Source organism: Curtobacterium sp. MCBA15_008 (genome assembly GCF_001865065.1).
Classification (GTDB): domain Bacteria; phylum Actinomycetota; class Actinomycetes; order Actinomycetales; family Microbacteriaceae; genus Curtobacterium.
Genome location: NZ_MJGN01000006.1, coordinates 51,152 through 75,029, shown reverse-complemented (window position 1 = coordinate 75,029; position 23,878 = coordinate 51,152). Strand labels below are relative to the sequence as shown.

General features: G+C 73.1%; 20 protein-coding genes. 12 read left to right on the top strand and 8 right to left on the bottom strand.

Going from position 1 to position 23,878, the window contains the following annotated elements; genetic code table 11:
* Positions 1–169: 169 nt before the first annotated feature.
* Positions 170–1,360, top strand: coding sequence for an NAD(P)/FAD-dependent oxidoreductase (locus BIU96_RS03135; RefSeq protein WP_071291151.1), 1,191 nt, complete (start codon positions 170–172; stop codon positions 1,358–1,360).
* 25 nt (positions 1,361–1,385) lie between these two features.
* Here BIU96_RS03135 and BIU96_RS03130 read toward each other — a convergent pair whose 3' ends face one another.
* The gene (locus BIU96_RS03130; protein WP_071291150.1) at positions 1,386–2,255 is read right to left on the bottom strand and encodes a UbiA family prenyltransferase; all 870 of its coding nucleotides are present in this window, start codon (positions 2,253–2,255) and stop codon (positions 1,386–1,388) included.
* Positions 2,252–3,175 carry a DMT family transporter gene (locus BIU96_RS03125; RefSeq protein WP_071291149.1) on the bottom strand — a complete coding sequence of 308 codons (924 nt, stop codon included), beginning with the start codon at positions 3,173–3,175 and terminating at the stop codon, positions 2,252–2,254. Before BIU96_RS03125 ends, BIU96_RS03130 begins: the two co-directional genes overlap by 4 nt.
* 70 nt (positions 3,176–3,245) lie before the next feature.
* Here BIU96_RS03125 and BIU96_RS03120 point away from each other — a divergent pair, with 70 nt between their 5' ends.
* The 7 genes from BIU96_RS03120 to BIU96_RS03090 all read left to right on the top strand — a co-directional run bounded on the left by BIU96_RS03120 (position 3,246) and on the right by BIU96_RS03090 (position 14,963).
* Positions 3,246–4,094 (top strand): LysR family transcriptional regulator, encoded by an 849-nt coding sequence (locus BIU96_RS03120; RefSeq protein WP_071291148.1) that lies wholly within the window; start codon positions 3,246–3,248, stop codon positions 4,092–4,094.
* Positions 4,095–4,148: 54 nt separating this feature from the next.
* Positions 4,149–5,348: a sensor histidine kinase gene (locus BIU96_RS03115; RefSeq protein ID WP_071291147.1), complete on the top strand. Its 1,200-nt coding sequence runs from the start codon at positions 4,149–4,151 to the stop codon at positions 5,346–5,348.
* Positions 5,336–6,007 carry a response regulator transcription factor gene (locus BIU96_RS03110; protein ID WP_071291146.1) on the top strand — a complete coding sequence of 224 codons (672 nt, stop codon included), beginning with the start codon at positions 5,336–5,338 and terminating at the stop codon, positions 6,005–6,007. Before BIU96_RS03115 ends, BIU96_RS03110 begins: the two co-directional genes overlap by 13 nt.
* 49 nt (positions 6,008–6,056) lie before the next feature.
* Complete coding sequence (locus BIU96_RS03105) at positions 6,057–6,893, top strand: fructosamine kinase family protein (protein WP_071291145.1); 837 nt, start codon at positions 6,057–6,059, stop codon at positions 6,891–6,893.
* A gap of 227 nt (positions 6,894–7,120) precedes the next feature.
* Positions 7,121–7,390: a hypothetical protein gene (locus BIU96_RS03100; protein ID WP_071291144.1), complete on the top strand. Its 270-nt coding sequence runs from the start codon at positions 7,121–7,123 to the stop codon at positions 7,388–7,390.
* A 200-nt stretch (positions 7,391–7,590) separates the two neighbouring features.
* The gene (locus tag BIU96_RS03095) at positions 7,591–13,188 is read left to right on the top strand and encodes a glutamate synthase-related protein (protein ID WP_071291143.1); all 5,598 of its coding nucleotides are present in this window, start codon (positions 7,591–7,593) and stop codon (positions 13,186–13,188) included.
* On the top strand, positions 13,185–14,963 hold the full coding sequence (locus BIU96_RS03090; RefSeq protein ID WP_083402608.1) for a sulfite reductase subunit alpha: 1,779 nt from the start codon (positions 13,185–13,187) through the stop codon (positions 14,961–14,963). The genes BIU96_RS03095 and BIU96_RS03090 overlap by 4 nt, the downstream gene beginning before the upstream one ends.
* A gap of 257 nt (positions 14,964–15,220) precedes the next feature.
* On the opposite strand, the gene BIU96_RS03085 is transcribed toward BIU96_RS03090, so the two are convergent.
* The gene (locus BIU96_RS03085) at positions 15,221–15,622 is read right to left on the bottom strand and encodes an ATP-dependent DNA ligase (protein WP_071291142.1); all 402 of its coding nucleotides are present in this window, start codon (positions 15,620–15,622) and stop codon (positions 15,221–15,223) included.
* A 59-nt stretch (positions 15,623–15,681) separates the two neighbouring features.
* Here BIU96_RS03085 and BIU96_RS03080 point away from each other — a divergent pair, with 59 nt between their 5' ends.
* Both BIU96_RS03080 and BIU96_RS03075 read left to right on the top strand, forming a co-directional pair.
* On the top strand, positions 15,682–16,059 hold the full coding sequence (locus BIU96_RS03080; RefSeq protein WP_071291141.1) for a helix-turn-helix transcriptional regulator: 378 nt from the start codon (positions 15,682–15,684) through the stop codon (positions 16,057–16,059).
* Positions 16,059–17,045 carry an SRPBCC family protein gene (locus tag BIU96_RS03075; RefSeq protein ID WP_071291140.1) on the top strand — a complete coding sequence of 329 codons (987 nt, stop codon included), beginning with the start codon at positions 16,059–16,061 and terminating at the stop codon, positions 17,043–17,045. Before BIU96_RS03080 ends, BIU96_RS03075 begins: the two co-directional genes overlap by 1 nt.
* A gap of 324 nt (positions 17,046–17,369) precedes the next feature.
* Here the strand turns inward: BIU96_RS03075 and BIU96_RS03070 are convergent, their stop codons facing one another.
* From BIU96_RS03070 to mvk, 5 genes are read right to left on the bottom strand one after another with little or no spacing between them, the layout of a single operon-like run.
* On the bottom strand, positions 17,370–18,545 hold the full coding sequence (locus tag BIU96_RS03070; RefSeq protein WP_071291139.1) for a hydroxymethylglutaryl-CoA synthase: 1,176 nt from the start codon (positions 18,543–18,545) through the stop codon (positions 17,370–17,372).
* The gene (locus BIU96_RS03065; RefSeq protein ID WP_071291138.1) at positions 18,542–19,606 is read right to left on the bottom strand and encodes a hydroxymethylglutaryl-CoA reductase; all 1,065 of its coding nucleotides are present in this window, start codon (positions 19,604–19,606) and stop codon (positions 18,542–18,544) included. The genes BIU96_RS03070 and BIU96_RS03065 overlap by 4 nt, the downstream gene beginning before the upstream one ends.
* Complete coding sequence (locus tag BIU96_RS03060) at positions 19,599–20,681, bottom strand: phosphomevalonate kinase (RefSeq protein ID WP_071291137.1); 1,083 nt, start codon at positions 20,679–20,681, stop codon at positions 19,599–19,601. The genes BIU96_RS03065 and BIU96_RS03060 overlap by 8 nt, the downstream gene beginning before the upstream one ends.
* Entirely contained in the window at positions 20,678–21,703 is a 1,026-nt protein-coding gene (gene mvaD, locus BIU96_RS03055) for a diphosphomevalonate decarboxylase (protein WP_254785920.1), read from the bottom strand. The genes BIU96_RS03060 and mvaD overlap by 4 nt, the downstream gene beginning before the upstream one ends.
* Positions 21,703–22,722 carry a mevalonate kinase gene (mvk, locus tag BIU96_RS03050; RefSeq protein ID WP_083402607.1) on the bottom strand — a complete coding sequence of 340 codons (1,020 nt, stop codon included), beginning with the start codon at positions 22,720–22,722 and terminating at the stop codon, positions 21,703–21,705. The genes mvaD and mvk overlap by 1 nt, the downstream gene beginning before the upstream one ends.
* Positions 22,723–22,891: 169 nt before the next feature.
* On the opposite strand from mvk, the gene BIU96_RS03045 reads away from it, so the two are divergent.
* Positions 22,892–23,347: a MarR family winged helix-turn-helix transcriptional regulator gene (locus BIU96_RS03045; RefSeq protein ID WP_175477442.1), complete on the top strand. Its 456-nt coding sequence runs from the start codon at positions 22,892–22,894 to the stop codon at positions 23,345–23,347.
* A gap of 105 nt (positions 23,348–23,452) precedes the next feature.
* Complete coding sequence (locus BIU96_RS03040; RefSeq protein WP_071291135.1) at positions 23,453–23,875, top strand: organic hydroperoxide resistance protein; 423 nt, start codon at positions 23,453–23,455, stop codon at positions 23,873–23,875.
* The last annotated feature ends 3 nt before the right edge of the window (positions 23,876–23,878 follow it).

Here is a 23,878-nt window from a genome sequence, read left to right as displayed (position 1 = left end):
ACGGTCGAGGGAGCACGAACCGTCCGACGGTCGAGGGAGCACGAACCGTCGGGTGCACCCGGGCGACCCGACGATTCCTGCTCCCCCGACGAGACCCCGCGCAGCACGCGAACCCAGAGCCACCCGCGGGGCTGGGTGGACACGTCACCCAGCCCCGTAGGCTCGCACCGTGACCACGGAGCGCGTCGACGTCCTCGTCGTCGGCGGTGGCCCCGTCGGCCTCTTCACGGCTGCGCTCCTCGCCGCCCGCGGCGTGCGGGTCGCCGTGTGGGAGCGTCGTGCGGCGCCCCCGGTCGGCTCCCGCGCGATCGGGATCCACCCGCCGTCGCTCGACGCCTTCGCGACGATCGGCCTCGACGGGCCGGTGCTCGCCGAGGCCACCAAGGTGCGCACCGGGGTGGCCCGCAGCCGCGGCCGAGCGCTCGGCACCCTCACCTTCGACCGCGCCTCGGCAACGCACCCGTACGTCGCCACGCTCGACCAGCACCGCACCGAGACGCTGCTGCGCGACCGCCTCGAGGAGCTCGCCCCGACGTCGCTCCGCACCGGCACGGCCCTGTCCGGGCTCCGGCGCCACCGCGACCACGTCGACGTGACCGGCACCGGACCCGACGACGCCGCGGTGACCGTCCGGGCCGCGTTCGTCGTCGGTGCGGACGGCGCCCGCAGCGTCGTGCGCGACCTCCTCGGCATCGGCACCACCGGTCGGGACTACCCGGACCGCTACGTGATGGGCGACTTCGCCGACCCGGAGGAACCGTCCGCCCGGTCAGCCGCGCTCGTCGACGTCGGGCCGGACGGGGTGGTCGAGTCCTTCCCGCTCCCCCACGGCCGACGCCGCTACGTCGTGCTGGTCCCCGACGACGAGGCCTTCGCCGCCGCCGGCACGAGCTACGGCGAACCGGAACCCGAGGTCGCCGTCCGCCTCGCCGCGCTCGTCGCCGAACGGACCGGCGTCGCGCCCGACCCCGCGAGCTGCTCGATGACGAGCGGGTTCCGCGTGCGCCGCCGAGCGGCCGACCGCGTGGGCGTCGGACGGGTCGTCCTCGCCGGGGACGCCGCGCACGAGATCAGCCCCATCGGCGGGCAGGGCATGAACCTCGGCTGGCTCGACGCCGCCGAGCTCGCCCCGCTCCTCGCCCACGCGGTCGCCTCCGGATCACCCGGGCCGTGGCCCGGCTACGCGCGACGCCGGCAGGCCTCCGCCGGTCGCGCGGCACGACAGGCCGAGGTCAACATGGCGCTCGGCCGCCCGCTGGGTGCGCTGGGTGCCGTCGGCCGGGAGGCGCTGCTCCGGACCGCCCTGTCCCTGCCGACCGCGCACGGCCTGGCCCGGCTCTACGCCATGCGCTGGTCCTGACGGGTCCGGTCACGAGGCGCTGCGTTCAGGCCACGAGTCGTGCGCCGGCCAGCCCGAGCTCGACGACCAGCACGAGCGACGACGCGATCACCAACCGGAACAGGGTCCTCGAGGCGCGCCCCACGACCACCAGCCGGATCCCGACCGCCGCGAGCACGACCACCACGACGGTGCCGACCACGGCCAGCACGACCCCGACGCCGCGCACCGGGTCGTCGCCGAGGACCTGCCCGCCGAGCACCAGCAGCGCCGCGACCACGAGCGAGCCGAAGGCCGTGATGCCGGCACCCCGCAGGCCGAGCCGGTGCGGGAACCCGCGGACGCCCGTCGCCGCGTCGTCCACCAGGTCGGGCAGCACGTTCGTGCAGTGGATCGCCACCCCGAACACCGCGCCCGTCGCCAGCGCCCACCACGCCGGCCAGGGCGCGTCGGGGCCGGCCGACACCGCCACCACGGGCAGCAGTCCGAACGCGACGACGAACGGCACGACGGACCACACCGTCCGCTTGAGCCCGGCGTCGTAGGCCCACCCGGCGGCGACGAGCACGAGGTGCGCGAGCGCCGCCACCGGTCCGAGGAAGAGCGACAGGACGACCGCGACGCCGGCCGTGACGAACGCCGCAGTGCGCACGGTGCCGACGGCGACGAGGCCCTGTGCGACCGGCTTGTCCGACCGCCCGACGGCTCGGTCGCGGTCGGCGTCGATCCAGTCGTTCGCGAGCCCGATGGACAGCTGTCCGGCGACCACCGTCAGCGCCACGAGGACGACCAACCACACCGGGTGTCCGACCGCCGCGGCGATCACGGCGGCGAGCACCGTCACGGTCAGGGTGGGTCCCGGGTGCGACGACGCCACCAGGAGACTCGGCAGGGAGCGTCGCGGACGAGGGGTCACCGGGCCAGCGTACGGGCGCCCTCTCCGACGGGTCGCAGACGACGACGGGTGAGCACGCCGGACGCCAGCGCGATGCCGACCAGCACGACGAGTCCCCCGACCGGTTCGTTCCAGCGAACCCGCTCGCCGAGCACCAGCACCCCGAGCGCCACGCCGACGACCGGTGTCAGGTAGGTCACGGTCGAGGCGCGGCCCGCGCCCCAGGCCTGCACGAGCCTGGTGTTCCACGCGTAGGCCAGCCCCGTGCCGACGCAACCGAGTGCGACCATCGCGGCCACGATCCTCCAGTCCAGCTGCACCGGACCGGTGGCGATCGCGGGCGCGACCAGCAGGAGCAGCCCGGAGGCGAGTGTGAGCTGCACCGTCGCGAGCGTCACCGGGTCGTACGAACTCGTCACGGCGACGCGACGCAGGTACGCCAGCCCGATGCCGTAGCACGCCGTCATCCCGAGGAGCGCGACCTGCCCCGGGATGCTCGCCAGCACCGCCGGGTCGCCGATGACGTCCCACGGGCCGACCAGGACGAGCACGCCGACGATGCCGAGCACGATCCCGACCACCTGACGCCCGCGGAGCTTCTCGGAGGGCACGAGCACGGCGAGCGCCGCCATCGTCATGATCGGCGTCGTCGCGTTGTAGATGCTCGCGAGTCCGGACGGTACTGTCTGCTCGGCCCACGCCATGAGCGACGACGGCACGGCGTTCAGGAACACGGACACGACGAGCAGGTGCGCCCACACCTTCGGCTCCCGGGGCCAGCGACGCCGCGTCGCGAGCAGGACCAGCACGAGCGTGACGGCACCGAGGACGGTCCGGACGGTCGCGACCTGCTGCGGCGCGAGGCCGTCGAGCCCGATCTTCGCGAACAGGAAGCTCGAGCCCCAGGTGAGTGCGACGAGGAGGTAGAGGACCGCGTTCATGTCGCCTAGTGTCGACACCTCCAGCGCATGCGGCAAACACATGCGGTTCATGCCGACATGAGGACGACGCATGACCGTCTCGGTCCCCCAGCTCCGCGCCTTCGTCGCGACGGTCGACGCCGGGTCGTTCACGGGCGCCGCCACCGCGCTCGGCGTCGGCCAGTCCGCGGTCTCGCACGCCGTCGCCGGTCTCGAGCGCGAGGTCGGTGGCCCCGTCGTCCGCCGTGGCGGCGCCGCCGCCACGACCCCGCTCGGCGACCGACTGCTCGCCCACGCCCGCAGCGTGCTCGCCTCCGTCGACGCCCTGGAGGCAGTGGTCCGGCCCGCCACGGCCCGCGGCACCGTGCGCCTCGCCGCCGTCCCCACCGTCTGCCAGGGCCTGCTGCCGCGGCTCCGCGAACTGTGGGCGGTGACGTTGCCCGACGTCGACGTGCAGGTCTACGAGGGCGACGACGACGAGATGCCGGAGTGGCTCGAGGCCGGCACGGTCGACGCCGCCGTCCTGGTCGACCCGACGCCGGTGCCCGACGGGGGCGTGGTCGTCGCGCAGGACGAGATGGCCGCCGTCGTCCGCCGCGACCACCCGCTCGCGGACCTGCCCGCCCCGACGCTCGACGACCTGCACGAGGACGGCCTGGTCGCCGGTGGCGGTGGGTGTGAGTACCAGATCCAGAAGCTGCACGAGCTCGACGGGCAGCCCTTCCGCTACGCCCACCGGGTGCGTGAGATGAGCACCATGTTCGGCATGATCGAACGGGGCGAGGGGGTCTCCATCGTGCCGACGCTCGGGCGGGTGATGCTGCCGCCGGACCTCGTGATGGTGCCGATGGCGCGGCGGCTCGAGCGGACGCTGGTGCTGAGCGGACCGTCCTCGCGGGCGTGGCACCCGCTCGCTCGGGCACTGGTCGACGCGGTGTGACGTGTCCGACCTTCGGTTGATCCGCCGGGGTCCCCCGCTCCCTAGGCTCGGCACATGACCACGACCGCACTGCCCGACGTCTCCCGGGGGCGCCGGGTGTGGGCGGAGTCGTGGCGGCTGGCCGTCGCCGTCCTGACCGGCCTCGTCACCGCCGCGCTGGTCTGGCCGACCATGGACACCCGGGGCTGGAGCGACGCGCACGTCGGGGGCCTGGTCCTCGGGGACTTCGCCGCCGGCCTGGTCGCCGCCGTCCTGCTGCCGTTCCGGCACCGCGCGCCGCTGCTGGTCACCGTCGTCATCGCCGCCCTCAGCTCGGTGTCGACGCTGGCCGTGGGCGCCGCTGCGCTCGCCCTCGTGTCGCTCGCCACCCGGCGCCGAGCCGTCGAGCTCGCGATCGCCGGGGCGGTCATGCTCGGCGCCACCGTGCTCTACGACGTCGTCCTCGCGCCGGACCAGGACACGCCGGTGTGGCAGATCGTCGCCGTGGGGGCCGGCGGCATCGCGCTGCTCGTGGCGATCGGCATCGGGATCGGGCAGCGCCGGGCGCTCCTGCTGTCGCTCCGCGAGCGGGCGGCGCTGGTCGAACGGGAGCAGCAGCTGCGCGAGGACCGCGCCCGCGAACAGGAACGCGCCCACATCGCACGCGAGATGCACGACGTGCTCGGCCATCGCCTCTCCCTCGTCGCGCTGCACGCCGGCGCGCTCGAGTACCGCGGCCCCGGACTCACCCCCGACGAGACCGCTGCGGCGGCCGGCGTGGTCCGGGCCGAGGCGCACTCGGCGCTCACCGACCTGCGCGACGTGCTCGGAGTCCTGCGCGACCCCACCTCGACCGGTCGCGACGAGGTCACCGCTACCGCGCCGCCACAGCCGACCCTGGTCGACCTGCCCGAGTTGCTCGACGAGGCACGCGCCGGCGGTGCGGTCGTCCGGGCGAACATCGACGCAGGCGCCTCGTCGGCTCCGACGGGGGTGGGGCGTCATGCGTACCGGATCGTGCAGGAGGGACTGACCAACGCCCGTCGGCACGCCCCGGGGCGTGTCGTCGACGTGGTGGTCGAGGTCCTCGACGGCCCCGCGCTCCGGGTGGTCGTGTCGAACACCGTGGCGGACGGCCCCGCGCCGCCGGACACCGCCGGCCACGGCCTGCGCGGGCTCGCCGAGCGCGCCCGGCTCGTGGGCGGCACCTTCCGCGCCGGGGTCGGGACCGACCGGGTGCACGTCGTCGAGGTGGTGCTGCCGTGGACCGCGTGACGGGTCGGATCCGCGTCGTCCTCGTCGACGACGACCACCTGGTGCGTGCCGGCCTCCGGCTCCTGCTCACCGGCGACGACGACGTCGAGGTGGTCGGCGAGGCGGGCGACGGGCTCGAGGCCGCGCACGTCATCGCGACGACGGAACCCGACGTCGTGCTCATGGACATCCGCATGCCGCGGTGCGACGGGCTGGTCGCGACCGAGCGTGAACTGCGTCGCCGCCCGGACCTCGCGGTGCTGGTCCTGACGACGTTCGAGGGCGACGACATGGTCCTCGGGGCGCTGCAGGCCGGTGCACGGGGGTTCCTGCTCAAGGACACCCCGCCGCACGAACTCGTCGAGGCGGTCCGGACGGTCGCAGCGGGCCGCTCGATCCTGTCGCCGTCCGTCCTCGACCGGGTCATCGCGTTCGCGGCGCAGCCACGGCCGACGCGCGAGGCCGACGGTGCCGAGGAGCGTCGACTGCTCGCACTCCTGACCGAGCGCGAGACCGAGGTCGCCCTCGCCGTGGCGGACGGAGCGTCGAACGCGCAGATCGCCGCCGACCTGTTCGTGGGGCTGGCGACGGTGAAGACGCACATCGGGCACGTCTACGAGAAGTTCGGGGTCGAGAACCGGGTGCAGCTCGCCCTGGTGGTGCACGCCGCCCGGCGCTGAGGTCGGGGGTACTGAGTCGCCGGTCGGACGCGGTCGGCAGGATGGGCACATGGCCGAGACGCACGTGAAGACCTTCACCACCCCGCACGAAGCCACTGCCGAGGCCGCCGGGCTGGCCTGGCTGGCCGAAGCCGAAGCGGCCGGCGGCACGCGGATCGCCCGCGTCCTCGATCGTCCGAGCCCGACCGTCCTCGACCTCGAGCTGATCGACGACGGCTCCCCCACGGCGCAGCAGGCGGAGCGGTTCGGCCGGTCGCTGGCGCACACCCACGCTGCGGGCGCGGACGGCTGGGGAACGCCGGCCCCGGGCTTCCCCGATGACGGGCCGCTCCGGATGGGTCGCTCGGGGACGGCGTTCGTCACCGCGGCGCACGCCCCCGCGACGTGGGGCGAGTTCTTCGCCGAGTACCGCATCCGCGACTACGTACGCCGGATCGTCGACCGCGGCGGGGCGGGCCGCGGCTTCGGCCCCGGTTTCGATCCCGACGAGGTCGCGCTCTTCGACCGGGTTGCGGACCGGGTGCAGGACGGGACGCTCGGGTCGCCGCAGCCCGCGCTCGTCGGGGATCGGCCGGCGCGGCTGCACGGCGACCTCTGGGCGGGGAACGTCCTCTGGCCCGGTGATCACTCCGAGCCGACGGGCGCCGTGCTCATCGACGCGAACCCGCACGGCGGCCACGCCGAGACCGATCTGGCACTGCTGGCACTGTTCGGGCTCCCCCGGCTCGAGACCGTGCTCGACGCGTACGACGCCGAGTCCCGGTTGGCCGACGGCTGGCAGGAGCGCGTGGAGCTGCACCAGCTGGCCCCGCTGCTGCTGCACGTGTTCCTGTTCGGCGGGTCCTACCGCGGCGCCGCCGTCCGGGCCGCCCGCCGCTACACCTGACGCGGGCGCTGGCCGGGCCCCCGCCGGCCGGCCCGCCGCCCCGGCCGCCCGGCCGCCCGGCCGCCCGGCCGCCCGCAAAACGCAACCCGGGCGGTTGCCCGCAGCGGAACACCGCTGCGAGGAGTCGCCGAGGTTGCGTCTTGCGAAGACCGGAGCGGGCGCGACTCGGGGCCAGCCCTTCCGACGGCGCACGGCGCATACTGAGCACACCGGACGAGGAGGCCCGCATGCCGAACGACTTCGCACGACTGCCCGGCCGACCGCGCCCCGAGGACCTGGTCGTCGAGGTCCCCGCGTTCGAGGACGACCGCCCCCAGCCGGAGCCCGCACCGCCCGCTGCCGCGCCGGAGCTCGTCGCGGCGACCGAGTTCGCACGCAGCTCGCACGCGGCGCCGACCATCCGCCGGACCCAGATGCGCGCCGGAGCCTGGATCGCGGGCGTCCCGATCGCCGTGCTCGCGGTCATCGCCGTCGTCCAGATCCTGCTCCCGCGCTGACCCCACCGGGCGGCCTGCCGATCCCGCCGAACGGCCCGCGCGCTGTGGTGTTGCGTGCTCGGTATACCAGGCCGTAGCATCGCCCTACCGCACCACCACCCCACAGGGCCCGACTGTCACCACCGGTCTGCCCGCGGCGAGCGCTCCATCGATGCAGCCTGGCCGTCCGCTGCCGGCAACGCCCCACTGGACCCGCACACGTGAACCCCTCCTCCTTCGGTCTCTACGACCCTGCCCGCGAATCGAGCGACTGCGGCGTCGGTTTCATCACCCGACTCGACGGCACGCCGAGCCACGACGTCATCCGCAAGGGCGACGAAGCGCTCTGCGCGATCCCCCACCGCGGCGGCAAGTCCGCCGAGGGTGTCGGGGACGGCGCGGGCGTCAGCATCGACCTGTCGGTGGAGTTCTTCAGCGCGATCACCGGCGAGCACCTGCGGGCGGGCCACTTCGGCGTCGCGAACTGCTTCGTGCCCACCGGCGCAGCGCCGACCGGCGCAGCCCCGGACGGCACGGACGAACGGGCCGCAGCCGTGCGCACCGTCACCGACGCCATCGAGCAGCAGGGCTTCGAGCTCCTCCTCGTCCGCGACGTCCCGGTGGACCACTCCGTCGCCCGCCCCGAGGCCGAGCAGTACCAACTGCCGATCGTCCAGTGGGTCTTCCGCGCGCCCGACGAATGGGCCCGTGCGGAGGTCGACGCCGCCGCGAACCGCGCCCTGCTCGCGATCGAGGCCGTCTCCTACGGGCAGGCCGCCGCCGACCGCGCCGAGCACGCAGCCCTGTACCCGCTGTCGCTCAGCGCCCGGACCCAGATCCTCAAGGGCCGCCTGAACTCGGGCGAGGTCATCGGGTACTTCACCGACCTGCGCGACCCGCGCCACTCGGTGCGGACGCTGTACTTCCACACGCGCTTCTCGACGAACACCGAGCCGCACCCGACGATGGCGCAGCCGTTCCGCCTGATGGCGCACAACGGCGAGCTCAACACGGACCGCAAGAACCGCCTGTCCGACGAAGCCCTGGCCCGTGCCCGCACCCGGAGCATCGTCCGTCCGCCCGGGCAGTCCGACTCGAGCCGCCTCGACCAGACCCTGCAGAGCCGGGTGTTCGACGACGGCCTCGAGATCGTCGAAGCCGTGGTCTCGCTCATGCCGCCGGCGTGGGAGAACGACCGCACGCTGACGCCCGACGTGCGCGACATGCTCGAGTACTTCTCGCTGTACGAGGAGAAGAACGACGGCCCGGCCGCGGTGATCTTCAGCGACGGCGACGTCGTCGGTGCCCGACTCGACCGCCTGGGCCTCCGACCGCTGCGCTCGGTGCAGACCGCCGAGTACCTGATGGTGTCGTCCGAGGCCGGTCAGGTCGAGTTCGACGCCGACGAGGTGGTGCACCGCGGGCGCATCGAGGCCGGCGGCATGCTCGTCGTCGACCACCGCACAGGCACGCTCATGCGCACCGACGACGTCCTGCGCATGCTCGCCGACCGTCGCGACTACAAGACCCTGCTCGACGCCGCCCGGGTGAACCTCGACGACCTGCCGGCGCCGGAGTACCACCGCACGACGAGCACGCTCGGCTACGACGGCGATCTGTCGCTGCAGGGCCGGTACGTGGCGTACTCGCTGAACCAGGAGAGCTTCCGGTTCATGCTCGACCCGATGCTGCAGAACGGGTCGGAGCGGATCTCGGCGATGGGCTACGGCAACGCGATCAACGCCCTCAGCGACACCGAGGGCGGCATGGCGAAGTACTTCTCGCAGCGCTTCGCCCAGGTGACGAACCCGCCGCTCGACTCGATCCGCGAAGCCGACGGCATGAGCATGCGCGTGACACTCGGCAGCAAGCCGGACGGTACGGGCAGCGGCACCGGCACGCCGACCCGGCAGCTCGTCGTGCAGTCCCCGATCCTCGGGCACCTCGACATGGTGCGCCTGCGCGACCAGGACATCGTCCCGCTGGAACGCTTCGACATGCTCTACACCCCGGTGCTCGGCGACGAACGGGCCAACGCGGACGCGATGCGCGCCGCCGTCGACGCGCTCTGCGACGCCGTCGAGCAGTTCGCGAAGGCCACCGGCGGCATCGCCGTGGTCACCGACCGCGAGGTCTCGTCCACCCGTGCCCCGCTCCCGGTGATCCTCGCCGTGGCCGCCGTGAACCAGCGGCTCATCGAGACCGGCCTGCGCCTGCGCGTGTCCGTCGTCGCCGAGTCCGGCCAGCTGCCGTCGTCGCACCACGTCGCGACGGCGCTCGGCTTCGGCGCCGCTGCGGTGTACAGCCTGTCCGCGCGTCTGCGTGCGGAGGAGAAGTACCCCGCTGCGCCGGCACCCGCCGGCGAGCTGACCGCGACGGACCTGGCGCTCAAGCAGTTCCGGAAGGCGGCCGAGAAGGCCCTCGCGAAGACGATGGGACGCGTCGGCCTGTGCACGGCGGAGAGCTACATCGGCGGCGAGTTCTTCGAGCCGAACTACCTCGACACCCGCGACGACCTGTTCGCTCGGGTCTTCCCGCACATGCAGGCGCCCGTCGGCGGTGTCGGTTTCGCCCGCATCGCGCAGGCGGCGACGGACTGGCACGAGCGCGCCCGCACCGTCGAGTCCGAGGGCCAGGTGCCCCTGCTCGGCCTGTTCAAGGAACGCTCGGACGGCGCCGGGCACTCGTTCGGCGTCGCCAGCGTGCGCGGCTTCGGCGGCATGACCGAGGAGCGTCCGGCCTTCGAGCGCTCCGGCGACTCGGACGCACTGCGACTGCTCACGCTCGGCCAGCTCGACGACTCGTTCGGCATCACCGACGCCGCGTACCGCAACACCGGGTACGACCGGCTGAGCGACGCCGAGATCGACGCGCACCGGATCACGCCGGGCTACGTCACGTTCCTGCAGACCACGCACGACGAGCGTTCACGCCGTCCCGCGGCACTCCGCGACGTGCTCGCGCTGCCCGCGGACGTCACGGGCATCGACGAGGCCGAGGACTTCGCCCGCGAGCTCGGTCGCTTCGCCACCACCGGCAACGCCAGCATCACGGTGCGCGGCCTGTCCGGCTCGCGTCCGTCGGACGACCAGGACCTGCCGGGAGGCACGGCTCGCTTCCGCCTGGAGCTCTCCTCCACGGGGGCCACGGGTGCACTGCGCCACGCGGCCCTGGCAGACGGGCTCGCGCTGCTGCACCCGGGCCTGGTCGACGTCGACGCCGTCGACGAGACCCAGGTGACGCTCCGCGCCACCGGTCCGGCGGTCGACCTGCTCGCCCTGCTCGAGAGCGCCCCGGCGAGCGTCGTGCTCGACGAGGTCCAGCCGGCCCACGAGATCACCCGCACCCTGGCGTCCGGCGCGATGAGCCACGGTGCCCTCGTCGCGACCGCGCACGAAGCGGTGGCGCACGGCACGAACATGGTCGGCGGCATGTCGAACAGCGGCGAGGGCGGCGAGCACCACTCGCGCTACGGCACCATCCGCGGCTCGCGCATCAAGCAGTTCGCCTCGGGCCGGTTCGGCATCTGGGCCGGCTACCTCGCCGACCCGATGCTCGAGGAGCTCGAGATCAAGATCGGCCAGGGCGCGAAGCCCGGCGAGGGCGGTCAGCTGCCCGCGCCGAAGGTCACGGTGGACATCGCCGCGGCCCGTGGTGGCACGCCCGGCGTCGAGCTCATCTCGCCGCCGCCGCACCACGACACGTACTCGATCGAGGACCTCGCGCAGCTCATCCACGACTGCAAGGCCGCCCGCGTCCGGGTGATCGTGAAGCTGGTGTCCTCCGAGGGCATCGGCACCATCGCGGTCGGCGTCGCGAAGGCCGGCGCGGACGTCATCAACGTCGCGGGCAACACCGGCGGGACCGGGGCCGCTGCGGTCACGAGCCTGAAGTACGCCGGGCGTTCGGCGGAGATCGGCGTGGCCGAGGTCCACCAGGCCCTCGTCGCGAACGGCCTCCGTCAGAAGGTCACGCTCCGCTGCTCCGGCGCGCACCAGACCGGCAGCGACGTCGTCACGAGCGCGCTGCTCGGCGGCGACAGCTTCGAGTTCGGCACCACCGCGCTGATGATGCTCGGCTGCGTGATGGCGAAGAACTGCAACGTGAAGTGCCCGGCGGGCCTCACCACGAACGCCGAGGCGTTCGAGGGCGACCCGCGCGCGCTCGCGCAGTACCTGCTCAACATCGCCCACGACGTCCGGCAGATCCTCGCCCGCCTCGGCCTGCGCTCCCTGCGCGAGGCCCGGGGCCGCACCGACCTGCTGCAGCTCCTCGACCACCCGGCGAGCGTCGGACGGCTCGACGTCCGCGCCCTCCTCGCGCAGGTGCCCGAGAAGGTCGTCGTCGACCCGGAGTACCTCGAGAAGGACTTCCACACCGACGACGCGCTGCTCGAGCGGGTCCGCACTGCCCTGGTCGACCACGCCCAGGAGCACGTGCTCGTGCACGGTGTGCTGCTCGGCAACGCGGACAAGTCGGTCGGCGGCCAGCTCGGCATCGACCTGGAGCGCCTGCTGAACCACGAGCTCGGCGCGGACGACGTCGCCGGGCTCCCCGCCGTGACCACCGACGACCGTGGTCGTCGTCGCCTGGTGGACGGCGCGGTGACGATCCGCACGCAGGGGTCGGCCGGGCAGTCCTACGGCGTGTTCAACAACGACGGCGTCGTGCTCGACCACACCGGTACCGCGAACGACGGCGTCGGCAAGAGCCAGAGCGGCGGCCGGATCATCGTCCGTGCGCCGGGCGGCGGCAGCGCCGAGCGGGGCGGCAACGTCCTCGTCGGCAACTTCGCGCTGTTCGGCGCCACCGGTGGCCGCACCTTCGTCGAGGGCGAGGCGGGCGACCGGTTCGCCGTCCGCAACTCCGGGGCGACCGCCGTCGTCGAGGGTGTCGGCGACTTCGGCTGCGAGTACATGACCGGCGGCGCCGTGTTCAACCTCGGGTCGTTCGGCAAGGGCCTCGGCAACGGCATGTCCGGCGGGTTCCTGTACCAGTACGACCCGTCCGGTCAGGTCGCCGAGCGCGCCAGCACGGACTCGCTCCTCGTGTTCCCCGTCACCGACACCGCGAGGGGCGCCTTCCACGAGGACGCCGCACGGCTGCTCCTCGAGTGGCACCTCGAGGCGACCGGCTCCGCGCTGGCCGAGCGGCTGCTCGCCGAGTGGGAGACCACCCGCGCGCACGTCTACGTCGGCATGCCCCGCGCGCTCCTGCTCACCCAGGACGCCGGCGAGATCCTCGCGGCGGCGACCCGGAACGAACTGCTCGACGAGCTCGCGACCTCGATCGCGACCGACAAGCTCCGCGCGTTCAAGGTCGACTACCGCGACCAGCGCGCCGTGCTCGGTGGCCGTGCTCCGTCGCTCGGCGACCAGGGCGACGACATGTTCTCGCTGCTGTCGTCGTACACGGTGCTCGGCGTTGCGCAGGACCTGGCGCTCGAGCGCGTCCCGGGCGCCGCGGGGCCGAACGACCCGCGGGTGACCGAGGCGGTCAAGAACCTCATCCTCACCGAGGACTTCTTCGTGAAGCAGCGCGTCGTGAAGTACCTCCGCGGCACGCTCGACCGGTTCGCGGACGACGAGCTCGCGACCCTCATCGCGATCAAGCGCCTCGACGACTACAAGCGCGCGCTCACGCAGCGGAACAACCGCAGCATGGACGCGCCCGGCACCACCGGGTGGATCATGCACCAGAACGCCAAGAACGACGGCCGCGTCCGCGAGGCCCGCTTCGACGAGCTCCTCGCGACCGCGGCGCTCGAGGACATCGCCCGCCGTGCACCGCAGGCCCCGACCGAGGCGGTGACCGCGTGAGCACCCTGCCCCCCACCGGTTCGCTGATCCCGGTCGACGCCCCGTTCTCCGCCGCGCAGGAGTCCTGGCTCGCCGGGTTCATCGCGGGCATCGCGGCGGCCGGCAAGAAGACGGCCGCCCCCGCGCCGACGACGACGATCGACGTGCTCTACGGCACGCAGACCGGCAACGCCGAGTTCCTGGCCGACGAGCTCGTCGCGGGTGCGACGGCCCGCGGACTCGGCGGCCGGGCGAGCGCGCTCGACGCCGTCACACCGGAGCAGCTCGCCGGGATGTCGCACGTGCTCGTGGTCACCTCGACCTACGGCGAGGGCGAGATGCCCGACAACGCCGGACTGTTCTGGGACGCGATCCAGGCGACGACCGTGCCACGGCTCGAGGGGCTCCAGTACGCGGTGCTCGGCCTCGGCGACACCAGCTACGACGAGTTCTGCCAGGCGGGCAAGCTCCTCGACACCCGCTTCGAGCAGCTCGGCGCGACGCGGGTCCACGACCGCGTGGACTGCGACGTGGACTTCGAGGACCAGGCTGCGCTCTGGACCGCCGCGGTCCTCGACCGACTCGCTGCGGAGGCCGGAGCCGCGCCGACGGCGGGCGCCGCACCGGCCACGTCGACCACCGCAGCCGGCGCGCCGGGGGCGAGCCGCGCCTCCAGGCCGGGTGCCCAATGGAACAAGCGCAACCCGTACCCGTCGCGCCTGGTCGAGAACCGGCTGCTCTCCTCGCCGCGCAGCGCGAAGGAGATCCGGCACTACGAGTTCGACCTGGGCGACTCCGGCATCGAGTACGCGGCCGGTGACGCGCTCGCGGTGGTGCCCGTCAACGACGAGGTCTTCGTCGAGCAGCTGCTCGAGCAGGTCGGCGCGACCGGCGACGAGGCGTTCGACGGTCGGCCGATCGCCGAGGTCCTCCGGACCGACCGCGAGGTCCGGACGCCGTCGAAGGACCTCATCGCGGACCTCGTGCAGCGGGCGCCGTCGAGCGAACTCGCCGCCGTCGTCTCGCACGGCGACAAGCACGAGCTCGACCGGTGGCTCTGGGGCCGGGACGTCCTCGACCTGCTCCGCGACGCCGGCCCGGCCGCGCCCGGACTCGACGAGCTGCTGCCGAACCTGCGGCCGCTGCAGGCGCGGCAGTACTCGATCTCGTCGAGCCCGCTGGCGCACCCGGACCGCATCCACCTGACCATCGCCTCGGTCCGGTACGGCGACCCGCACCGGATGTACGCCGGCGTGGCGTCGACGTTCCTCGCCGACCGGGTCTCCCCCGACGGCACCGTCGACGTGTACCTGCAGCCGAACGCCGCGTTCGGGGTGCCGGCGGACGACAGCGCGCCGATGATCATGATCGGGCCGGGGACCGGCATCGCGCCGTTCCGCGGCTTCCTGCACGAGCGGGCGGTCTCCGGGGCGACCGGCAGGAACTGGCTGTTCTTCGGTGACCAGCACCGCGACACCGACTTCGTCTACCAGGACGAGCTCACGTCACTGCAGGAGCAGGGAGTGCTGCACCGCCTCGACCTGGCGTTCTCGCGCGACCAGGCCGAGAAGGTCTACGTGCAGACCCGGATGCTCGAGCAGGGCGCGGAGCTGTACCGGTGGCTCGAGGACGGCGGGCACGTGTACGTGTGCGGCGACGCCTCGCGGATGGCGAAGGACGTCGAGTCGGCTCTGCTGTCCGTCATCGGCTCGCAGCGCGGCCGTGGCGAGGACGACGCGCAGGCGTACCTCGCCGACATGCGGCGCGGGAAGCGGTACGTCCGCGACGTGTACTGACCCCGCGGCGCGCGACGGAGCGCGCTGTCCGCCGCCCCGGTGCAGAACCCGAATCCACGCCGGGGCGGCGGCGAGGGAGCGTTCGTGGCCCGGGAGGCCCCTGATCCAGGACTCCCACCACGTGGTTCCCCCTCGACCGCGGACGTGTCCACCCCGGTTCCCTGTTCCGGCGAGGACCGCAATCGCGGTAGGAGCACCGTACGTCGATGCACGCCCCGGCGGAACCCGTTGACCGTCGTGTACCCCTGTGGTAGGGATCAGGCCGGGTCCCCGCCTGGGCGCTGGTGGTCCTCGGACGCGTCGTCGGCGTCGCCCGGCACCACGGCGCGCGACCACGCCGAGTCGTCCGCCGTGCTGGTGTCCGCCGGCTCCGGCGTCAGGACGAGACCGGCACCCGAGGTCGCCGCAGCGTAGAGCTCCTCGAGCCAGCTGCGGTTGATCGACGGGACGCGGCTGCCGCCGAACTTGAAGTGGAGGCTGACGTTCGGGTGCAGCCAGATACTGCTCCGGCCGTTGCCGTGGACGACGTCGTCCTTCCACGAGAACACGAACCGGTGCTCCCGCCTGAGCATGTTCACGATGACGATCTGCAGGTGCGTGAGCGCGCGGTCGTCGATCCGGAGGTCGAGCGCCTCGCCGTCGTAGATGAGCTGACCCATGCGTCCTTCTACACCGGAGGGGTTGTGCAGTCGACGGGACGCGCGTAACGTGCAACCAAATGGTTGTACGAATCGAACTGAGCGACACCGAGGTCGACCGGGTCTTCCACGCCCTGGCCGACGCGACCCGGCGGGACATCGTCCGTCGCACCCTCGTCGGCGGGGCGTCCGTGAGCGAGCTCGCGGACGCGTACGCCATGTCGTTCGCCGCCGTCCAGAAGCACGTGGCCGTCCTCGAAGGAGCGGGACTCGTGACGAAGCACCCCCGCGGCCGCACGCGGATCGTGCGGGCCGAACCGAGCCAGATCGACCGGGTCCGCGGTCTGCTCGACACCTACGCGGACCTGTGGCGCGGCCGGATCGACCGGCTCGACGCACTGCTCGGGGACGACCCCGACGCCGATCGAGACACCCACACAGACACCAGGAGCCGATGATGCCGACCACGTCCGTCCACACCGATCCCGAGGAACTCACCCTGACGCTCGTCGCCGAGTTCCCGGTGCCCGTCGAGCGACTCTGGGGCGCCTTCGCCGACCCGCGGCAGCTCGAGCGCTTCTGGGGCCCGCCCGGGTTCCCCGCCACCTTCACGTCGTTCGACCTGCGCCCCGGGGGCCTCGCCCACTACCGGATGACCTCACCGCAGAACGAGCGCTTCCTGTCGCTGTGGCAGATCAGCGAGGTGGACGCACCCCGGCGGATCGTCTTCCGCGACCTCTTCGCGACCGAGGACGGCGACGTCGACGAGTCGATGCCGGGCAGCGAGACCGTCCTGTCGTTCGAGTCGATCGACACCGGTTCGCGGGTCACCGTCGTCACCGCGTTCGCGTCGTCCGCCGACCTCGACCAGCTCGTCGAGATGGGCATGCAGGAGGGCTACACGCAGGCGTTCGGCCAGCTCGACGCGGTGCTCGCCGACCTGCGGGAGTACGCGCTCGGCAAGGGCACCGTCACCGAGCTCGTCGACGACACGCACGTGCGGATCACCCGCGCGTTCGAGGCGCCGCAGCACCTGCTCTGGCGCGCCCACACCGAGCCGGAGCTGATGCGGCGCTGGTTGCTCGGCCCGGACGGGTGGGAGATGACCGCGTGCGAGAACGACCTGGTCGTCGGTGGATCGTTCCGGCAGGCGTGGGCACCGGTCGGGGACACCGCGGGCGAGGCGTTCGGCTTCGAGGGCGAGAACCTCGTCATCGAGCCCGAGCGCCGCATGGTCACCACCGAACGCATGACCGGTGCACCGTTCCCCGCCAACGTCAACGACCTGCAGTTCGCCGAGGCCGACGGCGTCACCCTCATGACGCTGCTCATCAGCTACCCCGACCAGGCCCAGCGGGACATGATCCTCGCGACCGGCATGACGGACGGGATGGAGACGAGCTACCAGCGGCTCGAGCGCGAGGTGCTGACCGCCGCCGCGTGACCGCCGGCCGGTCGGCCGGTCGGTCGGTCGGTCGGTCGGTCGGTCGAGATCGCACTTCGGGACGCGGCCGTGCCGCGAGGACCGACCAGACTGCGATCTCACGCCCGCGACGTGGGTGGTGACGGCCGGGAGGCGCGGTGCCAGCTGGCACCGCGCCTCCAGGCCGTCAGCCGGTTGCGTCTCGTGCGCGGAAGCGACAGATCGCGGCCGCGCACCACCGTCCACGTCGCGAGGGCGACAGGTCGCCGCGGAACTTCCGCGGCGATCTGTCGCTTTCGCGAACCGTCGGGGCCGGCCCGGCCGACGGCCCGGCCCGGCGCCCGGTCAGTCCTGCGCGGTCGCCTCGTAGTGGCGGGCACCGCCGCGCACGCCCGCGAAGCGGTACGGGGCGGTGGTCACGCGCGGACGCTCGACGTCCTCGCTCGTCGCGGCACCGCCGGCGTGCAGCTCGCGGTAGGCGTCGACCGTCAGCGGGACCCGGGCGCCGAGCAGCTCGCGCACGCGGTCCACGCGGCGGTGGTCGCGGTAGTCGGGCCGGACGATGCCGGTGATGAGCTCGCCGACGCTGCCCGAGCCGTAGCTGAACAGCGCGACGCGCTCCCCGCCGAGGTCGTCGTCGAGGTCGAGCAGCGCCGCCAGCCCGATCCAGAGCGACGCCGTGTAGGTGTTGCCGGTCTGCCGGTTGTAGGTGAAGCCGATCGCGAGCTCGGACTCGTCGAACGGCACCCCGACGTGCTGCGTCAGCTTCCGGTGCGCCTTGATCGCCATCTTCGTGAACGGCTGGTGGTGGACGAACCGCACGATGTCCTCGTACGCCGGCCCGCCCTGCGCCGCGAGGTCGTCCCACGCGCCAACGAAGGCGTTCACGTACGCGCTCACCGACAGGCGGCCGTCGACCAGGGCGGTCGAGCGGTCGTTCGGGCGCCAGAAGTCGTCGACGTCCGCGGTGAAGACCCCGGCGGCGGGTTCGAGCTCGATGAGGTCCGGGTCGGCAGCGATGAGGATCGCGGCGGCGCCGGCACCCTGCGTGGGCTCGGCGGCGGTGTCGACGTCGTACCGGGCGACGTCCGCGGCGATGACGAGCACCCGCTCGTGCGGCGCGCGCGCGACGATGCCGAGGGCGAGCTGCACGGCTGCGGTCCCGCCGTAGCAGGCCTGCTTCAGCTCGACGACACGGACGTTCTGCGGCAGACCGAGCAGCCCGTGCACGAACACCCCGGCGGCCTTCGACTGGTCGACGCCGGACTCGGTCGCGAAGAGCACCGTGCGGATGCCCTCGACGCCGTGCCGGTCGATGATCTCCTTGGCGGCTGCCGCACCCATCGTGACGATGTCCTCGTCGGCGGCCGGCACGCTGAACGCGTCCTGCCCGATGCCGACGTGGTACTTCGCCGGGTCGACGCCGAGGCGCTCGGCCAGGTCGTCGAGTTCGAGGACGTGGTGTCCGGTCGCGATCGCGATGTCGTGGATGCCGACGGAGAGCGGCTGCGGCGTGGTCATGCTGCACCCCCGGCCGGCTTCGCGCCCCGGCGTTCCATCGCGACGTGCGCGGCCATCAGTTCGCCCGGGTTGGTCTGCGCGGCGAGCAGCGAGAGCTCCCCGCAGAGGACGGTGGCAGCGCACAGGGCGGCGAGGCGGCGGGCGTTCGCACCGGGCTCCCGGTCCTCGCGGCAGCCGAGGCGCACGAGGGCGTCCTCCACCACGGGCAGGTCGCCGCCCTTGCCGTTGCCGACCGTGCCGACGATGAGGTGCGGGAGCGAGGTGGCGAAGTACAGGTCGCCGTCGCGGTCCTCGGCGCTCGTGATGCCCTGGGAGCCCTCGACGATGTTCGCCGCGTCCTGCCCGGTGGCCAGGTAGAACCCGAGCAGCATGTTCGCGTAGTGCGCGTTCGCGGAGCGGATGGCCCCGGCGATGGTCGACCCGACGAGGTTCTTCGCGACGTTGAGCTCGGCGATCCGCGCGGCCGACGACCGCAGGCGCTTCTCGACGATCTCACCGGGGATGACGATCTCGGCGATCGTGTTCCGGCCGCGGCCACGGATGCCGTTCACGGCGGTGGCCTTCTTGTCGGTGCAGAAGTTCCCGGAGACGGAGACGTACCGCAGGCCCGGCTCCCACGCGAGGATCGCTGGCAGCAGCTTGTCCGCCGCCTGGGTCACCATGTTGTGCCCGGACGCGTCGCCCGTCGTGAACGCGAAGCGCAGGAACAGCAGGTCCCCGACGATCTCCGGGTGCACCTCGATGAGCTTCGCGAACCGGCTCTGCCCGGCGACGATCTGCTCGAGCTCGTCCTGCCGGGCGAGGATGCGTCCGGTCGCCAGGTGCGCGGCGGCCGCGCTGTCGGCACGGACCACGACCGAGCGGGTCATGCGCTCGTCGACGACGGTCGAGACGATGCCGCCCTCGACCATGCGCGAGACGCGGGCGCCACGGCCGACCGACGGCCAGAGCGGCGACTCGTACGTGGCGAGCGGCACCTCGTGCTCGCCCTCCACGGCGTTGCCGCTGATGCGGATCGGCCCCACCCACTTCGTGGGGATCGGGGTCAGCAGGTCAGTCATCGACGCTCCCTTCGGGCGCTTGCACCGCGACGCTGAGGTGTCTGATGTCGTGCGCCTCCCAGGCGCGGTGGATGCCGGCGAGGTCGGTCTCCGCCGGGACGAGCGCGATGCCGCAGTCGCCGCCGCCGGCACCGGACGGCTTCGCCGCCCCGCCCGCGGCCTCGACGACGTCGCACAGGGTGGCGAGGCGTTCGGTCTCGATCTGCGACCCGACGGACGCGCCGAGGCGCTGCAGCAGGCCGCGTGCCCGGCGGAGCGCGCCGAGCGTGCGGTCCGCGTCGCCGGTCTGGAGGCCCGTGGTCAGGTCGTCGACGCAGGCCCGGCTCTCGTCGAGGAACGCCTGGTACCCGCCGTTGCGGTGCCGGCGGACGACGCCGACGAGCTTCGTGGTGGACGCCGGCGAACCGGTCCACCCGACGAGGAGCTCGAGGTTCTCCGGCGCCGGGAGGCGCTGGACGTCGAACCCCTCCCAGGCCTCGGCGTCGCCGAGGATCTCGGTCACGCTGCGACGGTCGAGCTGCGCGGCCAGGCGCTCCCGGTCCGGCGCGCTGTAGCGGAGCCAGCCGCCGAAGGTGCTCGCCGCGAGGTCCCCGCCGGATGCGCGCGGGTTCACCCGGATCGTCGCGAGCAGGGCGACCTGGAACCGCTTCCGCTGCGAGAGCCCGAGGCCGTAGAAGCGGTCGAGGGCACCGACCGTCGCGACGGTGACCGCCGCGGACGACCCGAGGCCGAACTTCCGGCCGCTGGCGTCGTCGAGCTGGCTGTGGATCCGCAGGTCGTGGAAACGAGGCGCGATGGCCTGCTCGCCGCGGAGCTTCTCGACCAGGTCGATCGTCGCCATCACGTAGTCGTAGGGGTGGTGCTCGGTGTCGAGCGCGATGCCGTCCTCGGCGCGGGTCCAGGTGAGCGGCAGGTGCCCGTACTCCTCGGAGTGCACGCTGCCGGCGCCGTGGCCCTCGGTCACCCGTGCCGTGATGGCGCGGTCGAGCGCGATGAGCACGGACGGCTGGCCCGGCTCGACGACGGCGTACTCGCCCGCGACGAACAGCTTGCCGTGGGCACGGAACTCGATCACTCGGTGCGCTCCTCCTGGTCGGGGGCGGCGCCCGCTCCGGGCGTCCCCGTTCCTTCGGAGCGGACCACGCACGCGGCGGGTCCGGTGCCGGACTCGATGACGTCGCCGAAGCCGGACAGCGCGGACGCGACGGCGGACCGGTCCTCGGGCTTCGTCAGGACGACGACGTTGGGTCCGGCGTCGGCCGTGGCGTACGCCTCGACCCCGGATGCGCGCAGTTCAGCGACCGCGTCGAACACGGCGACGCTGCGGGCGTTGAGGTAGCGGATCGGGGGGAACGCACCCTCGATGGTGGCGTGCATGCGGAGCGCGTTGCTCTCGGTGAGCTCGCCGATCCGGGTGAAGTCGCCGGCGGCACACGCGGTGAGCATGTCCCCCACCGTCTCGGTCGTCGAGGTCACCCAGGCCGGGTAGAACGGCGAGGTCGCGATGGTGCGGCGCATGGCCTCGCGCGAGCCGATCGGCTTCGGACCCGCGTCGATCGTCACGACGACCATGGCCATCGGCGGCGCGGGGATCGGCTCGGCGTAGGAGCCCCGGTCGTCACCGGCGTGCCAGACCGCCACGCCACCGGGGATCGACCGGGTCGCCGAGCCCGATCCGCGCCGAGCGAGCCGGGACAGGTCGCGGGGGGAGAGGTCCAGCCCGTAGGCCGCCGACGCAGCGGTGGCCAGGGCGGCGAAGCCGGAGGCGCTCGAGGCCAGACCGGCGCCGGTCGGCACGGTGTTCTCGGAGACGACGCTGGCGCGCGCGTCGCTGCCGGCGAGCTCGCGCACGAGGTCGAGGAACTGCTGCACCCGTACCAGGGCGCCGTCCTCGACGACGCGACCGTTCAGGGTGAACGCGTCACGTGCCTCCAGGCCGACCCGCGACCCACCGTCCACGGTGACGGTCGTCGTCGTCGGGAACACGTCGAGCCCCATCGAGACGCTGCCCGTGGCGGGCAGCGCGAGCGTCGCGTCCGCCTTGCCCCAGTACTTGACGAGGGCGATGTTGGGGTGCGCGACGGCGGTGGCGGTCATCAAGCGCGGTCTCCGATCGTGGTGGTCCAGGTGGCTGCGGCACCTGCGCCGCGCAGTGCGGCGGCGATGCGCTCCGCGTGTTCGCCGTCCGAGGCGAGGGCGAGGACGCATCCGCCGCGCCCACCGCCGGTGAGCTTCGCGCCGAGGGCGTCCGCGGAACGTGCGGCGTCGACGAGCCGGTCCAGGTCGTCGCTCGACACGTCGAGTGCGGTGAGGAGTCCGTGCGCGGCGTCCATCGTGGCACCGAGCGCCTGTGCGTCGCCGTCCACGAGTGTCCCCCGTGCGCGACGGGCGAGTTCGCCGATGCGGTCGACCACCTCGTCGACGGCGGCCGGGTCGGCGTCGTGGCGAGCGCGGACGGCCGCGACGGCTTCGCGGGTGTGCCCGGGGACCCCGGTGTCGGCGACGACGAAGGTGAAGCGGGCCCCGAGTTCGACCGGCTCGATGCGGCCGCCCTCGAACCAGACGGGGGCGTCGGCGACGACCCCGCGGGCGTCGAGTCCGGAGGGACGACCGTGGGCGACCCGTTCGCACTGCTGGATGAGCTCGTGGTGGGTCTCCACGTCGAGCGTCTCGCCCAGGGCGTCGGCGACGGCGGCGGTCACGGCGGCGGCGACCGCGGCGCTGGACCCCATGCCGCGTGCGGTCGGGACCTCGCTGTCGACGCGGACGTGGAACTGCTGGTCGGTGCTGCCGAAGTGGCGGAGGGTCGCGGTGACGGCGGTGACGGTCGGCATCACGGCGGCGGGGGCGAGGTCGAGCGGGCCGGTGTGCACGGCGGACTCGAGGTGGTGGCCGAGGGCGGTCGTGCCGGTGCCGGTGCTCGCCGCTGCTGGCTCGATGGGTGTCACGGTGGCGACGACCCGGGCGTCGAGGACCGGCAGCACGAGAGCGGGGGCGCCGTAGACCACGGCGTGCTCCCCGATCAGGATCGTCTTGCCGTGGGACGACGCCCTACCGGTGCGGCGGGTGTCGCCGGCTCCAGTGGTCGCTGGGTTGTCGAGGTCGTTGCTGGTCATCGTGGGTCACGTCAGCCTAACCGGCTCACACCCGCAGCGCCCGCCGGTCCCGGATCCGACGGACGGGAGGCGCGGGTCCGGCCCGCCCCGCGCCTCCGGTCCGCTGGGGACTCGCCGACCGAACCGGTGGTCGGTTGTGCACAACTCGGTTGCGTGCAATGCTTGTGCCATGCCCGTGACCGACGAGATGGTGTGCTTCTCCCTCTACGCGGCCTCCCGTGCGACGACCCAGGCGTACCGGACGCTGCTCGAACCGTGGGGGCTCACCTACCCGCAGTACCTCGTGCTCGTGACCCTGTGGATCGAGGGCGACCAGACCGTCTCCGGCCTCGGCGACCACCTGCAGCTCGACTCCGGCACGCTCTCCCCACTGCTCCGCCGCATGGAGCAGTCCGGACTCGTCCGCCGCGAGCGCCGCAGCGCCGACGAGCGCGTCGTCACGGTGACCATCGGCGAGCGCGGCACGGCCCTCCGTCCGGAGCTCGCGCACATCCCGGCCCGGATCGCCGCCGGGATGGGACTGTCCGACGAGCAGGCCGCGACGGAGCTCATCGCTACGCTGCACCGGCTCACCGCGACCATGCACGCGGCCGCCACCGACGCCCCGCGTGACGTCACGGTCTGACCGACACCTCACGCGTCTCCGAGTCCGTGAACTGTCGCTCAGCGCGAAGGAACGGCTCGCACCACGACGAAGACCACACTGACCCCACGAAGGAAGGAACACCACATGGAAGCCCTCTACACCGCCGAGGCCCTCTCCACCGGCGCCGGCCGTGACGGCCGCGTCGCCACCAGCGACGGCTCGTTCGCGCTCGACCTCGCCATCCCGAAGGAGATGGGCGGCTCCGGCGCCGGCACCAACCCCGAGCAGCTCTTCGCCGCCGGCTACGCCGCGTGCTTCCACTCCGCACTGCAGGGCGTCGCCCGCAGCCAGAAGGTGAAGATCGCCGACTCGTCCGTCGGCGGCCGCGTGCAGATCGGCCCGAACGGCCAGGGCGGCTACCAGCTGGCCGTCATGCTCGAGGTCGTCATCCCCGGCGTGGAGCACGACCAGGCCCAGGCCCTCGCGGACGCTGCCCACCAGGTCTGCCCCTACTCGAACGCGACGCGCGGCAACATCGACGTCACGATCACCGTCTCGGAGGACTAGTCC